The following is a 14,489-nucleotide window of genomic DNA, read 5'->3' as shown; positions in this document are numbered from 1 at the left end:
AAATCCGATCTAGGTTGAGATGGCATCTCGCAAGTCATTTGCAACGGTGTCTAATCAATGATGGCTATGCCACTTCCGCGATGCGCGAAGACCTTTTTGGTACAGAATTGGGCCTTTGACTTCAATCGAGCATGTCTAGATTTCAAAACGCATGTTCTTGCGAGCTGCCAGGTGGCCATGTGAAGAACCGAAATGAGGCCAGAGCGCTGTCTGATGAAGAGTTCGACGCGATGATGCGCGAGTACGAAATGGCGGGTGAATGGATGCGCGAACAAATCGCTGCAAAAAAGCAACAGCTCCCTTTGCCGCCTTCCCCCGGCGCCGGCGTTGAAGAGAATGGCCAAGAAAGCTGATGGGCTCCTCGGCTCGGGGTCAGCCATACCGAGCGGAGCATTACCTCCAAGTACTCGCAAACGACAAGGTCACGAAGTCAGCTAACGTGTCATTTCCGATGGTTCGTTTACCGGTGCACAGACGATCATCCCAGGGACACATTTGACGCAAACTCATCGTTGTATCCCACCTATTCTTGCTGGATAGCTCTGCCGGCCTATCACCTGGTTACTCAAGCCTTCCCCAGCATTTGCTTGCCCAAGAGTTTGATCGCTAAGCAGGGCAGCTTCTTGATCGCAATCCATGCCCCCTGCAGCCTGCACTCGAAACGCCCCTCGCCGCCAACTCGTTAGCGATAGGCGTTCATGGACTGATTCCGCGCTCTCGTGGCCATTTGCCAACCATGCTGGTTATGGATACAGTAGTCGGTGAATGCCTTTCTGATGCCTAGCCGTCTACGCTCCAGCAACAAACACTACATATAGTGTTGTTTGCGGATCAGTTATCCTATATATAGTTTTTGTCACCCCTCAAACGACAGCGCAGGAGCCGCGTTATGTCCGAGATCTTGAAGTGGGCAATGGGACTAGGTTCGCTCTTGGTGGGCTACTGGGTTCGCAAACGCAACGTCGGCCTTGCGATCATGGCTACGTCGGCCGGGATTATCGCATCCCAGAGCGCAGGCAACTTCGATGTCGAGGCCCAGCACGTTTTTGGTTTGGTGGAGGTGTTCAAGTTCTCAACTTCAGGCGGGCTCGATGCCTTGGCGTCGACCGTAATGGTCTACCTAGGCGCCATCGGGTTTCTCGCAGGAGGGTATGTTGTTCTTCGCGACTGGCATGCCGACCGAAAGGATCGAGACAGTCGTCGCGTAGCTGTCATCGAGTTTCGGGGCCTAGTCGATACCTCCGACAAACCCTTGGCCAGCGCGGTACCTGCACGCATTGTGGGACGGCGGGACACGCTTTTGCGTGACTTGCGCACCTGGCTCAACGCGAAGCCGCCATCCATACAAGCTGCCCTGGATGACCTCGTTCAGTTGCCCCGCGACCTGAAGGTATGGCGCGCGGACAATTCAAGAGCAAACGTTCAGGTCGTGACAGGGGGAATGATGCCAGTGTCGCTTCAGTTCTACGCCGGGATGCTGCTCGATGATGAGGGGCAACTGCTCGCCATGGATTGGGATCGTACCCGCGAAGACTGGCGTGAGCTGACTGAGCCCGATCTCGGTATCCGTTTCGACGTTCAGGGTCTGGACGATATCAAAGCTCAGACTGACGTAGTGCTAGCGGTTTCGGCCAGCTACCGCGCCGAATTTCAAGACATTGAAAAGGCGTTTCCCGGTCTATCGATCGTCCACCTGGAAAGGCCCGATCCAACTGTAAACACGATTTGGTCGGATGCCGAAGTCAGGGCGCTCAAGCAGCAGTTCACTGACACTCTCTGCAGGCTGGGCAAGGCCGGGGTGAGCATGGTGCATTTGGTCTTGGCCGCACCGTTCAGTGTCTCCTTCGGTTTTGGGCGAGCCTATGACCCCCGAAATATGCCGCCTCTGCGTTGTTACCAGTGGAACCGCACGCAGACACCCCCTTACCCCTGGGCAATAGAAATGCCCCGCGCTTCAGGCGAGCTGGCAAAGCTCGTTACCCATCAGCAACCGGCACCCTGCAACGCATAAGGAGAAGCTCATGACATCTATGACTCAACCAAGGCGCTCCAGGGCAATCGCCCAGCAGCTTCGAGCCCTGAACGAAGATAAGCAATGGGAAAGCTTCATCGTCTCGATGCTCAAGAAACTGGAGTTACCAGAGGAAAAGCGCCGCGCGGCGCAGAAGCGGTACGAGCAGTTCGCGCACCACGTCGCAACGAAAATGGGGCTCGACATTGCAAACGTACACGTTGTCGTACAGGGGTCGATGCGGACTCAGACAACGATTGCCGGCGACGGCCGAGAAAAATTTGATCTTGATGTGGTGGTAAAGCTTTCTGGGCCAAGGTTCACTCCGCTGCGCGAGTCGGAGTGGTTCTTCCAAGCGTTCGGTAAAGCACTCGAAGGAATCGAAGGGGCCGGCCAGCCCCAGCCTAAAAATCGCTGCTGGCGGCTCCAGTACCCGGGCGAACCGTTCTACTTCGACGTCACCCCTGCAATCCCTAACTCCCTGGCAATCATTGGGACTGACCTTCGGGTACGTGACCCCAAGACAGTTTGGAGTCCGTCTAATCCGGAGGATTTTGCCGAATGGTTTTGCGATATCGCTGATCAGCGGTTCCCTTTCCAGTACGTGATGCTGGAGAAGTCGTTGGAGGCCCGGTCGCACGCTGATCCAATCCCAAGCGAGCCTATCGGACTCGACGATATTCTGCGTCGGATGGTGCAGTTGATGAAGCTGCATCGCGACTATCACTTCAAGCGTCAACCTGACGAAATACGGGAAACCATGCCTATCTCGGTGATCCTGGTCACCCTGGCAGGCCACGCTTACAAAGAACTCGTTGAAAATGAAGCGGCGAGTTTTTCCTCCGCGATCGAGGTAGCCCTGGAACTTGTCTCCCGCATGCCCGACTACATCGATCGCTCCACCCACATCAAGATTGATAACCCTGCGATGCAGGGCCAAGTACGCGAAAATTTCGCAGATCGCTGGAATGGGGATGGTGGGGCGCGGGACAAGAGCTTTCGGAACTGGCATAAACGACTGACGCTGGATCTGGAGGCTTTGTTCTCAGAGTCCTACAGCAAAAAAGCAGAGGAGCGTGTGCGCGAGATCTTCGGCCAACAGGGCGTTCGTGCCTGGAAGGGCAGCCACGAAGAAGTGCCGGATCTACTGCTGGGTGCAGGGATCCTTCAGGGCCTCAAAGCAACGTCGCCAAGTCATAGCGCCCAGCCTCAACAGCCTCGTAAAACGGGCGCAGGAGACACCCTTGCCTGACGGAGCTGTCTCACCGTCGCCCTTTGACGCCGCAGTCCAAGTTATCTGTGACTGGCTTGACGGCCCGGGGGCAGCCTTTGCGACAAGGGCCACGGTGCAGAACCGACGGATTAAAATGGATGCCTGGGACATCACCATGTCGCATCCTGTCGTCGGTTCTCAGCGTGTCCAGATTTCCATCCGTCCTGACTTTCCCGCCTCAACCCCAAAGGTACATTTTTCACCCTCCCTGTGCCTGGTATGGCCGCACGTGGAAGAGACGGGGGAGTTCTGCCACGGTGTGGAGCCTTCACCTGACGACTATGCCGCACCTGCTCGCGCGCTCGAAACTGTTCTCTCCCGACTGGAAGGCTTTTGGCTCAATACCCAGGATCCCAACTGGATCGAACGAGAGTTCCAGCGCGAGCGCCTCTCCTATTGGGCCCGATTTTGTACCAGACAACACAAAGCCTCCGGCAGGTCGGCTCCCCAAATTGCACGCGTAATTCTCAAGCCGTTTGAGCGACACATGGAAGGCTCTGTTGCTTGCTACTTCGAAAAAAGTCCCCGCGCTAACGCCGCGCTGCTCCTCGCCAGCCCAACAGATACTGCGCCTCATAATGTAGCTGTCAGGCATGGCTGGAACAAAGGCACCTTGCAACGTGGCGTCGTTCTGTACGTGCAGATAGGAGCCAATACTCCATGGAGTCCCAGTACTTGGCCTGCTGATTTCACCAGCCTGGCTTATCTGGTCGATCGTTGCACAGGGAGCCTGGGCTTCCTCGCACGCTGGATCAGCGAAAAGCGAAAACCCGAGAAGAAGCACGAGTTACTCATGGTTGTCCTCGTGGAGTCGGGAGTTTGTTACGGCTACCTGCTGCAGCCAGGACTGATTCCTAACCTCACTCAACCTCAGTTGATGCCTCTAACCTTGGATCGGGTTGACAGTGACTGGACGTTGGCTCGCGACCACCAGCTTGGAAGGTTGGCCAGGAGACGCGCCGCAAAAATCCTTCTACTGGGTTGCGGCTCCTTGGGGTCGCCCTTGGCTGAGCTCCTGGCAAGGGCAGGCATTGGTCATATGGATTTGCTGGATATGGAGTTTCTAGAGGCTGCGAACTGCGCCAGACACCTGCTGGGCGCCAACAATCTCGACCAAGGAAAAGCACAGCAAATTGCCAAGCGCCTGCTGGAGGCGGTACCCGACGTGCAAGTCACCGCGTACTGGACGCAGGCATCCAGCTGGATCAGCCAGCAATGTAAACCTGGGAGTTACGACCTGGTCATTGATTGCACCGGTGAAAGCTCGGTTCGAGCGCTGCTCGCTCAATATCGCGAAGCGTCCCTGGGCGGGTGCTCGGTGGTGCATGCGTGGATGGAGCCTCAGTGCGCCGCGGGTCACGTAGTGTACGTCGATCGCGATTCCGTTTGGCCTGCGAACGACCCCACCGATCTAATCAATGTCGGGGATTGGAAGGCTTCAGGGCGCGTGGAGCTGCAGGCGTGTGGGAGAGGATTTCATCCTTACGGTGCAGCCGATGCATGGCACGTCGCGAGTTTTGCCGCAGAGCGTGTCTTAGCCATCGTGGACGGCGTCGCCCAAGCCTCCGCGATCTGGAGCTACATCAGATCGTCAGCGTACTTCGAGCACCTCGATGCGGACGTTGATATCGGGCCGTTGGTACCCAAGTCAGCAGATATCTTCCATTCAGTACAAATCACGCGACCCTACGCCGCCACGGTCAAGCCTGCACCATGAAGCATATGTTCAAGATTCAGGGTGCATCCTGGCAGCTGGCGATCCCGGACAACATCATGGAGCAACTTGGCTCCTACGCTCAGAAAGGCTGGTTCAGTAAAGAGTCCACCGGGCAACTGTATTCATCGGACTTCTCCAGCGATACCATTACCGTCGACCTTGTGACCAAACACAAGCCTCGATGGGCCCTCAGAGCCGGGGTACAGCTCGACCTCAAATCGATCGATGAGGAACGGCGCAAGATGTTTTCCCGGGGCCTGCACTGTCTCGGATTCTGGCACACACATCCAGAGCCGCATCCAACCCCGTCGCCGGCGGATCTGACGATGGCTGCCGAACAGGCGAGGGCAGGGCGCCCCGACTTCAATGGACTTGTCTTCGTTATCATCGGTAACGCCCCGTGCCCGCAAAGTGTCGGAGTTTGGGTGCACGATGGGTCTGCACTCTGGGAAGCGAGGCCACATCTGCCCGTGCATGACTGATCAGTGTTGCGCCGATGCCCAAGTGCCTGGGCCCGCGCGTAACCCGCACACCATCGATCGTTCAAATAGCGAGTAGCAGCCGCTCCAGCTGAGCATGCTCCCACGTACTCAATAGCTCCAAAGGATCTGTGCCAAAGCGTTGGGATGAATCAAAGAGGTAGGCGCGACCATCAGGGCTGTAGCAACTGTCACAGTAGTCCAAGCTATCGCAGTCGTTGCAGAACGTAATAACCCAGCCATCGACTTCGACGGTCATCAGACCGCAATAGATCGCACGCCAGCTTTGATCGCCCAGGCGACGCATGATGCGTTCACCCAGCGCAATGTCGCGCAGCACCTGGCAGGCTTCTCGCGCGGTTAGGGCAGTTTGATTCATGGAGTGGCCTGCGTCCTTGTCATGAGCACATGGGACGGTCTCACGGGCGGATCACCTATCCGTTTTTCAGTATGACGACACGAGCCGGGATCATTGCTACGGTAATGCGAGCAACCCCAGAAACCTGTCTTATAGGACATGTCACCACCACTTACCGGGCAGACCGGAATCCACCAGTTGCAGTTCTCATTCACGCAAATTTTGAAACGGCCTGCTCGATTCATTGGCGCATCACATTTTTCGCAGCATTTTTCGGTATGCGTGCATCGCGGGTAGTTCGAGCAGCCGATGAACTGAGCCTTGCTGGTCTTGTTCGTCCGAACGACCAAAGCACCCTCTTCACAGATTGGGCATCTGGCCTCCTGGGACACACGTTGCTGGCCAGTAGCGTCGAACTCATCGAGTTCCAGTGGATAACCATCCGCCATCAGCTCCAGAACGAATGGTGAACACGAACGCATGTCCACAGGGAGGTAGACTCGGTGCCTGGCGCGCGTCAGCGCCACATAGAAAAGCCGCCGCTCCTCAGCGTGAGAGAACTCCTCGACCTTGGGGAGCAGGGCATTGACCAGAGGATGGGTGACCTTCTCGGATGGCAAACCGAACTGGCCCTTTTTAAGGCCTAGTAGCACGACATAGTCGGCCTCCTTGCCTTTGGATCGATGGATTGTGTCTCCTTTGAAAGTGAGCAGCGGATAACGTCGTGCCAGCGCATGGAGCGCATCTTGGCCAGGTAGATCGAAACCAAAGCGAGCAAGGAAGTAAATCGACGAGCCAGGCTCGGCGACTCGGCTGATTCTTTCGACCACCTCATCGATTATCCCGGCAGAGGATTTGGACGACCTGAGCAACGAGACAGTGGGCTGGGTCGCAATGGCGTGGGACTGGATGTGCTTTACCAGCTGCCGCGGGTTGCGCATCACAAAGCGGCTGGCTACCTCACCTATTTTGCTGTTGAACCGGTACGTTTTGTCCAAGTCGCTGACGGCGGTCGAGCCAAAGCGTGCCTTGAAATCGAAAGTGAACGTGATGTCGCTACCTGCGAAACGGTATATCGATTGCCAATCATCACCCACACAGAAGAGCGAAGAGGCACCACATTTGTGCCGCAGTGCCTGGACGAGTTGCGCACGAGATTTCGCAATGTCCTGGAACTCATCAACCACTATGTATTTCCATGGAGCGATGAACCCAGGCTCATCCACATACGCAATAGCTCGATTGATCATGTCGTCGAAGTCGACTTCACCTTTGCCATCGTTTGCCGATTTCAGCTTCAGGTCGTATGCATCGAGCAGAGGGGCCAGTAGCAACAGTGCAGCCCTGACTTGTGCTGGGTGAGGTGACTGCTCCGCCAGTCCAAGCAGCTCTGGCCCCGAGAGATTTGCTGCCTTGAACAGACCCAGCATCTGCGCGAGGACTTCGGCGAACTTCGAAATTGCTCCGAACTCCCTTAGCGTCTCCAGGACAGCCTCTGGCGGTAAGGGGTTGAGGACTACACCCTCATCCTTGAGGCGCTTCTCAAGTAGCTCAAGCAGCTGAGCTTCCTGCTTCTCGAAATGGAAGGTCTCAATGAGCCGGGTGCCCTTGAGTTTGTGAACTTTGCGCTTCCATTCCATATCTGCATGGTATTGGGTGCGGTCGATGTACGGAGCGGTATTCCCCGCCCGATCGGTACCAAAATGCTCGATGTAGACGTTGTAGTCAGGCAGGTAGAAGTCAGGGCGGTATACACCGCGGTCGGAGGATTGCTCGGGCGTAGTGAAGACAGCCTCGTACTGGTACTCCACGCCATTGGCGAAGAGAAAATTCGCGATGTCGCACTCACCAAAGCCTTTGACTGCTTCGCCTTTGAGTGTTCGAACATCGTTGTCCTGCAGGAAGCAGTAGTAGGCCCCCAGAGATTTGAAGTCGAACGGGTTGCGCGCCGGATACAACCAATGCTTGAAATAGGTCAGTAACAAATCACGATATTTAGCATCATTGTGCTGCAGGGACTTGAAGGTTTCATCGACGAATTTGGCCTTCAGCGCACCGTCGGTGGCCATGGGACTAATCGCCGACTTCTTGCCTTCCACAGTTTCTACGATACGACGCCCCAATGCGTGAAACGTGTCAGCGGTAACCCCCTTAACACCCAGGCGCTTCTCCAGACGCTCGCGCATTTCCGCAGCCGCGGCACTGCCGTAAGCGAGCAGGAGGATTTCCTCAGGTTTTGCCTGACCGCTGTGCACGAGAAAGGCGACCCGACCAATAACCGTACTGGTTTTGCCCGTACCGGCTCCAGCCAGAATCAAATTGTTGTCTTCATCGATCACACATGCCCTACGCTGTTTGGCCGAGAGGGGCTGACTCTCAATGACGTCAAACAGTGCTTTGTACTTGTCTAATGCATCGCAGATGTACGTCTCCCGAGCTTGAGCTAGACAACCCTCTGCATCATGGATCAACGCCCAAGCACTCTGGAGCAGACCTTGTGCCACTGGATTGAGCAGCCCGTCATTAGCAGGCACTGGTGGGAGGTAGTTTCGCCACGTATTGAGCTCCTGTAAGACAGGAGACCACTGGCTCGACCTGATGTACCGCTGCTGCGCCAGGAAGCTCTGAAAGTACTCCAGTCGATCACCGACCCGCTTGATGTGAGGCGCGTACCACGCTCGGATCAGCTGCTGCCAGACATCATCTCGATGCCGTGGAGTGGCAAAATGGAGCCTGAACGTCTTGCTGGGCGTATTGAGGCAAACCGAATGCAGAAACCATAGCGGCACTGCCCTCGGTGGCTCTGGGAGATCACTCCAGTGAAGGTAATGCTGCCCTGCGCGAGAGCACCACTCAACTCCATCCTCAGTAATTGCGACGGATCTAACTGCGAATGGTAGCCACCTGGCCCACCACGCAAGAGTAAATTTCCCGGTCATAGTGTCCGCTCCCGGCACTGCCGCCGTGAGCCATTCCTTTGCATGATCAAGTGGGCCGACGACGCCATCTGAAGAACAAATTCAGCGGCGTTTCAACATGAAAGCCAAACTGCCCAGACGGGCCAAAGGCGCGATTCGTACCTTCATCCTGCCCAGCACAGCACGGCGTTCGCTCGATTTAGTCAGTGCAGGTCGCAGCGATTACCAAATGTAACCGAAAGCGGCGCCGAAAAGTGGGCGAGGGTGCTTTAGGCACGAGATGTTTGGCAACTGCTCGCCGATATGACTTGGCCCATACACGGTGTATCGTATCGCCACTACCCGGGCGCCCTTTAAGCGGCAGCCATGTGCTAAGCCCTGGAGTGGGCGCCCAGCGCCATAGGCTCCACAGGAAGACAACTAACGAGAAGGGATGCTCATGTATCTGCGTGCTTTAGACGTTGATGGGTTCAAGTGTTTTGGCGAGCCGTTTACCATCGAATTCCACGACGGTCTCAACGTTCTCGTTGGGGAAAACGGAGCGGGCAAAACCGGCGTCATCAGCGCGATACGCCAGCTTTTCAATGACTCCGAGTCGGGGAAGCGGATCATCAGTGAGCGCGATTTCTATAAGGGCTTTGACGTTGGAGCCGTCCCTGCGGAATCGATCCAGATTCAAGCCACGTTCTCTGACCTGGACAAAGACGATGTCATTGCCTTCGAAGATTGGTGCGGAAATCACGACGAAGCAAAACTGACTTTCACCGCGCTTAATCAGGAGTCGCGCGGCCGGTTCAGACACCACACATACGGTGGCCATGAATACACCAAGGCCTTGGACACGGAAACGCTCGACTACATTCACTGCGTTTACCTACCGCCGCTACGTGACGCCGAGACCAAGCTTCGTGAGGGGCGCCAGTCTCGCCTTGCTCGCCTGTTGAAAGCCCTATGCCGCAAAGATCTCGAAACGGCGAGAAAAGCCGGCGAGTTGCACCCGCTGGAGCAACACGTGGGCGACTTCAACCGCGAGCTCTCCGAAAGCGACAAGTTTGCTATCAAATTGGCCAATCAGAGAATCGGTGAAAATCTGAAGGCGGCTCTGGGGATGCACCTTTCCCAGGGCACAATGATCCAGTTTTCAGAGGTCAGCTTTTCCCGAATCGTGGAAGGCCTGCGGCTCTTGTATTTCCCCAATCTCTCCCAGGCTGACGCCACCCAGTTTCGGTCGTTGGAGGAAAATAGCCTGGGGTACAACAACCTTCTGTACATCGCATCGATTCTGGCAGAGCTCATCCTTGAAGCAGAGGAAGATCGAGGTGAAGAAACCTATCTGCGCTTGTTACTGATCGAGGAGCCGGAGGCTCACCTTCATCCCCAGCTCCAGTTACGGCTGCTTCGCCACCTCAAGACAGTCGCCGAAGCACGCGGGATGCAGGTGATCATCACCACGCATTCAACGGTGATTTCTGCTGCTGTGTCGGTCGATCACATCATTCATATCTCCAATGACGAAAAGCCCGTAGCAATACCACTAAGGAACACGGGGCTTCCCGACCAGAGCCGGCGCTTCGTTGATCGCTGGCTAGATGTCACGAAGTCAAATCTGCTGTTCTCCAAGGGCGCAATATTAGTCGAGGGCATCGCAGAAGCCATCGTGGTGCCGGAGCTGGCTCGGATTGTCCTGCGGCCCTACGGCAAAGGGAGAGACTGCCTGGATGACTATGGCGTGTCGGTGATAAACCTCGGCGGTATTTACTTCAAACACTTCATGCAGCTGTTTTGTGACGTCAATGGCGAACAGCCGGGGGCTGATGTGCCAGTCAGGTGCGCCGGTTTAACCGACAACGATCCACCGAAGTCTTTGAAGTCCATTGACGACGGGAAAGGTGGAACCAAAGCAGTGCCATTTTTACCCCACGCTGATGAGCATCCTGTTGGTAACAACCCAGCATTATCACTCCAAGACACCATTAACCGATCCCAGTTCGGTCGACTGTTCGCAGGCATGTACAAGACATTCGAATACGACATCGCGATGGAGGGCGACAATCTCAAGACGATGTTGACGGTTGCGGCTGGACTCTGGCCGGTACCGGACGGATCGGTAGTCAAGGGGCTGGAAAAGAACGCGAAACTGGATTTCGCCGCCATGACATCTGCCGGAAGAGCCGATTACGCGGGAGCGTTACTTGATCGGCTCGATTCGGATGAGATCGGCAAAGGGCTCTATGCCCAGTCGTTTGCGGACGCGCTAGAGGTCTTGGAAACTGACTTCGTGGTGCCAGAGTACATCCGACTGGCGATTCTTTGGGCCTGCGGGCTGGAAGAAAGACCAGCATGATGGTTCGAGCCGCTGCACCAGTCCTGCGCAGGGCCCGCCCATGATGACGTTCACCCAAGAGCAGTTGGACTACCTTGCCTCACCGCTTGACCAGCATGTTTACCTCAAGGCCTGCCCGGGCAGCGGAAAGACAGAGGTGGTTGGCGCTATGGTGGCCCGGATCGTTCAGGGATGGTCTCGCTCACCCGCAGGCATTGCAGTGCTGACCTTCTCCAACAGCGCGACGGACGAACTCAGAAACAGGATTCATAAGTACCTGGGGGAGCCGATCGGTATGCCCCATATGATCGCTACGTTCGACAGCTTCGTTCTGAACCGGCTGGTGGCGAGCATCGCCAGTGAGATCACTGGATATACGGGCAAGGAGGGTGACTTTCGCATTCGTATTCTAGACAAGACAGCGGACATCTATCGCACGCGAAAGAGTATTTGCGACCGTTGGATCTCCGCGTGCAAATACGACTATGACCTTGGAGCGAACAGGTTCGTATTTTCAACCGGCGAGCGCAGCCTCGATAATCAGTTGAATGCTGCAGCCATTGATCAGGATACCTTCAAAGATCTCATCGCCACCAAGAAACGGCTGTGGAAGGGAGGGTTTGCCACCTTTGGCGACATCGACATGCTCGCCCTGAAGGCATTCAAGGATAAGAAATTCGACGCCTACTATTCACGGGTCGCGCGCCGATTTCCTTTGGTCATCGTGGACGAATGCCAGGATCTGTCGGCCGAGCAGCTGCGAATCGTCGAACATCTCACAGAGTTCGGCATCAAGTTCCACTTCGTGGGCGATTTGAACCAGTCAATCTATGGCTTTCGCAGGTCGAACCCCGATAAGGTCACCGAGCTCATGGCCAAGCTCAAGTTCGAACCGTATGAGCTTAAGACTAATTGGCGGAGCGGACAGGGCATAGTCGATCTATGCACCAACCTCCTCGGCGGCGAACGGATCAGCGGCAACCCAGATATTGCGTCCGAACAACCGCGGATTCTCGAATACAAGGCCTGCCCCTCTGAGCTGTTGCCTACGATCCGCGCCATGACACAGGCGTACACCAACGTGGTACTGGTGGCGCGCGGTCATACCACCCTCCAGCGCTTACGTAATGGTGAGACCTTTGAAGGCATCGAGCTGCTGGCAGTCGCGTGCATCGGCGCCAGTACAGGCAACCTCAAGGACATCAAGGATAGCTTGAGGACTTTTGCAAAGTGGCTAGCGAACAAACTTGAGCTGGAGGTCACCAAGGTCGGCCCGTATTGCCCCATTGTCATGGAGTCCAGGCTTGCCTGGCGGAGGTTCATCCATGAGAGTCTGAAGTTCATGGTCGCCAATGGTGCTGGAAACTCCGATCAGACCTGGTCGGCCTGGGTGCGCACCGCGAAGCTGGCGATCCGACAACTCCCGGATCAGCCCTTTGTACCTACGGAGCTGCAGGATGTGCTGGGCGGCCTGAGAGGCTTGAATCTTGTGGCTCGTAAAGGGCAGGGTGGCAAGCCCGTGACCGTGCGAGTAGTAAGCCAAGAGATGTTGGAAGGGCAACCAGACACATTGCGCTACGAGACGATTCACCAAGTGAAGGGCGAAACTCACGATGTCACCGTGGTGGTTTCTTCCCAACAGCCCGGGGTGCATCAGTCTCATTGGCAAGACTGGCTGCGGGATCGCGGATCAGAAGCAGCGCGGTTTGCCTATGTAGCGAGTTCCAGGCCACAGCACATGTTGATTTGGGCGGTGAAAAAGCTCAAAGCCGAGGATCGACCTGTGCTGGCGCAGTTGGGGTTCGAGGTGCAGTAACCAGCTTTGTAACGCCCTGTCTGATCTAGCGCCTCTCAAAGCCAATGTTCAGCAGGAAGAAAACACGGCTACTCGCTCACAGAGGCGCGTCCACTCCGAAAGTGGTAGCCGGTGGTGACTTGGCCTTGCGCCGGCGTATAGACAAGCGTCTTTTGAACAGACAAGGAGCCCGTAATGAGCCAGCTCGTGTATACCCATTGCCTCACCGAAGCCTATTTGCGTGATCAGGCCGCGAATAATGATGTCAGTGAATGCGACTACTGTGACCGAGAACTTCCCGTCATGGACATGGACGAACTGGTGGATCTGTGTGAGACGGCAATCCACGCCTGCTTTCGTCCGATCCAGCAACCGAGCTCAGTAATACACCACGGTTATCCTCCAGTCGGTGAAAGCCTGTATTTCGTCCTGGAGCGCATGCTGGGTGCCGATCAGAGCCTGCTGTCTGATGTTCATGATCGGTTGCTTGAAGCCCGGAGCGGCCTGGACGATGACGACGATCCCTATTTTATTGAGGAGACTGAGGCCTCGTCAGAGCTGACGGTTGGCTGGCGGAAAATGGAGCACAGCTTGCAATTTGAATCTCGGCTGGCGAACCCTCTAGTGGGGTCGATCCTGTCCATGGTGTTCGATGGCATTGAAGATTTGCGTTCAAAGGACGATCGATCAGCCATTGTCATCGCCGGCGTAGGCCAACCGATCTCATCATTCCAGCGGGGGCGAGTGTTCCAAGACGAGGACACAATGACAGCAGCGCTGAAGCACCCTGAAAAGCATCTGGGGCCCCTACCCAGGGGAAAGGGCTCCCCGGGGCGAATGAATGCCAAAGGCATCTCGGTTTTTTATGGTGCAACAGACGACCATACCGCAATTGCGGAGGTTCGCCCTCCCGTAGGTAGCACGGTGGTAACGGCACGGTTCGACGTTATCAGGCCTCTGCGACTTCTCAACCTGAACGACCTGAGCGCGATGCGTCCGCATCGTGACCTGAGCTACTTCAATCCCATTCGCAGAAGCCTTGCCGAACGATGCGCCTTCCTCAAAGCCTTGCAAAGCCAACTGACCATGCCGGTCATGCCTGACTCAGCGGAAAGCGGTTATCTAATCACGCAGGCGATTGCCGATTTTCTGGCTACACACCAAGGTCTCAACCTCGACGGGATCTTGTTCCCGTCTGCACAGGTGCCGAAGGATGCCTCACCGGGCCAGAACGTGATTCTTTTTCACAAGGCAAGCGGGGTCGAAAGGCTCCAGGACAGATACGAGGCGGAGTACGTGAGCCTGTGGGAGTCGGATGAGGATCGGTGGGTGTACTACCCAGAGGTCTGGGAAGCCGAGCCTAAGTGCGCAGATGAACGCTCCCAGTATGTGCCACTCGTACCACCTCCCGAGCCGAGCCTGCGTCTAGCCAGAGACTGCATCGTTATCCACCAGATCCAAGGTGTCCGATTTAGCAGCGAGGTTGATGCGGTTCATTACGTTCCTTGGTCGAAAGACAGGAAATACCAGGGGTTTAGGTAGTGTCCCTGGTTGAGAGCAGATTGACCGGCTCATATCCAGACGCTACGCGTCAGGCTAGCGACCACGACAGCGC

At 56.0% G+C, this 14,489-nt stretch carries 10 protein-coding genes; 8 read left to right on the top strand and 2 right to left on the bottom strand.

What is annotated here, in order from left to right:
• The first annotated feature begins 179 nt into the window (after nucleotides 1-179).
• The 5 genes from NUV89_RS00560 (at nucleotide 180) to NUV89_RS00540 (ending at nucleotide 5,483) form a co-directional block, all read left to right on the top strand.
• Nucleotides 180-353 (top strand): hypothetical protein, encoded by a 174-nt coding sequence (locus NUV89_RS00560; RefSeq protein WP_257779883.1) that lies wholly within the window; start codon nucleotides 180-182, stop codon nucleotides 351-353.
• A gap of 536 nt (nucleotides 354-889) precedes the next feature.
• Complete coding sequence (locus tag NUV89_RS00555; RefSeq protein ID WP_257779882.1) at nucleotides 890-2,011, top strand: SAVED domain-containing protein; 1,122 nt, start codon at nucleotides 890-892, stop codon at nucleotides 2,009-2,011.
• A gap of 10 nt (nucleotides 2,012-2,021) precedes the next feature.
• Nucleotides 2,022-3,263 carry a nucleotidyltransferase gene (locus tag NUV89_RS00550; RefSeq protein WP_257779881.1) on the top strand — a complete coding sequence of 414 codons (1,242 nt, stop codon included), beginning with the start codon at nucleotides 2,022-2,024 and terminating at the stop codon, nucleotides 3,261-3,263.
• Between the two features lie 115 nt (nucleotides 3,264-3,378).
• Nucleotides 3,379-5,001, top strand: a complete 1,623-nt coding sequence (locus NUV89_RS00545; RefSeq protein WP_257779880.1) for a ThiF family adenylyltransferase — start codon at nucleotides 3,379-3,381, stop codon at nucleotides 4,999-5,001.
• Nucleotides 4,998-5,483, top strand: a complete 486-nt coding sequence (locus NUV89_RS00540) for a Mov34/MPN/PAD-1 family protein (protein ID WP_257779879.1) — start codon at nucleotides 4,998-5,000, stop codon at nucleotides 5,481-5,483. The genes NUV89_RS00545 and NUV89_RS00540 overlap by 4 nt, the downstream gene beginning before the upstream one ends.
• 61 nt (nucleotides 5,484-5,544) lie before the next feature.
• On the opposite strand, the gene NUV89_RS00535 is transcribed toward NUV89_RS00540, so the two are convergent.
• Both NUV89_RS00535 and NUV89_RS00530 read right to left on the bottom strand, forming a co-directional pair.
• A complete protein-coding gene (locus NUV89_RS00535; RefSeq protein ID WP_257779878.1) occupies nucleotides 5,545-5,859 on the bottom strand; it encodes a hypothetical protein in 315 nt (104 codons plus the stop codon).
• A complete protein-coding gene (locus tag NUV89_RS00530) occupies nucleotides 5,856-8,342 on the bottom strand; it encodes a UvrD-helicase domain-containing protein (RefSeq protein WP_257779924.1) in 2,487 nt (828 codons plus the stop codon). The genes NUV89_RS00535 and NUV89_RS00530 overlap by 4 nt, the downstream gene beginning before the upstream one ends.
• An 853-nt stretch (nucleotides 8,343-9,195) precedes the next feature.
• Here NUV89_RS00530 and NUV89_RS00525 point away from each other — a divergent pair.
• The 3 genes from NUV89_RS00525 to NUV89_RS00515 all read left to right on the top strand — a co-directional run bounded on the left by NUV89_RS00525 (nucleotide 9,196) and on the right by NUV89_RS00515 (nucleotide 14,416).
• Entirely contained in the window at nucleotides 9,196-11,100 is a 1,905-nt protein-coding gene (locus tag NUV89_RS00525) for an ATP-dependent endonuclease (protein ID WP_257779923.1), read from the top strand.
• A gap of 43 nt (nucleotides 11,101-11,143) precedes the next feature.
• Nucleotides 11,144-12,895, top strand: a complete 1,752-nt coding sequence (locus tag NUV89_RS00520; protein WP_257779922.1) for an ATP-dependent helicase — start codon at nucleotides 11,144-11,146, stop codon at nucleotides 12,893-12,895.
• 174 nt (nucleotides 12,896-13,069) lie between these two features.
• Entirely contained in the window at nucleotides 13,070-14,416 is a 1,347-nt protein-coding gene (locus NUV89_RS00515) for an RES family NAD+ phosphorylase (RefSeq protein WP_257779877.1), read from the top strand.
• The last annotated feature ends 73 nt before the right edge of the window (nucleotides 14,417-14,489 follow it).

Source organism: Pseudomonas sp. 18.1.10 (genome assembly GCF_024655625.1).
In the GTDB taxonomy this organism is placed as follows: Bacteria; Pseudomonadota; Gammaproteobacteria; order Pseudomonadales; family Pseudomonadaceae; genus Aquipseudomonas.
This window is presented reverse-complemented; position numbering and strand designations above follow the sequence as displayed.

Excerpts from the sequence above, each read along its gene's own strand:
- NUV89_RS00555 (WP_257779882.1), top strand. The coding sequence starts at position 890 with ATGTCCGAGATCTTGAAGTGGGCAATGGGACTAGGTTCGCTCTTGGTG.
- NUV89_RS00550 (WP_257779881.1), top strand. The coding sequence starts at position 2,022 with ATGACATCTATGACTCAACCAAGGCGCTCCAGGGCAATCGCCCAGCAG.
- NUV89_RS00545 (WP_257779880.1), top strand. The coding sequence starts at position 3,379 with ATGGATGCCTGGGACATCACCATGTCGCATCCTGTCGTCGGTTCTCAG.
- NUV89_RS00540 (WP_257779879.1), top strand. The coding sequence starts at position 4,998 with ATGAAGCATATGTTCAAGATTCAGGGTGCATCCTGGCAGCTGGCGATC.
- NUV89_RS00535 (WP_257779878.1), bottom strand. The coding sequence starts at position 5,859 with ATGAATCAAACTGCCCTAACCGCGCGAGAAGCCTGCCAGGTGCTGCGC.
- NUV89_RS00525 (WP_257779923.1), top strand. The coding sequence starts at position 9,196 with ATGTATCTGCGTGCTTTAGACGTTGATGGGTTCAAGTGTTTTGGCGAG.
- NUV89_RS00520 (WP_257779922.1), top strand. The coding sequence starts at position 11,144 with ATGACGTTCACCCAAGAGCAGTTGGACTACCTTGCCTCACCGCTTGAC.
- NUV89_RS00515 (WP_257779877.1), top strand. The coding sequence starts at position 13,070 with ATGAGCCAGCTCGTGTATACCCATTGCCTCACCGAAGCCTATTTGCGT.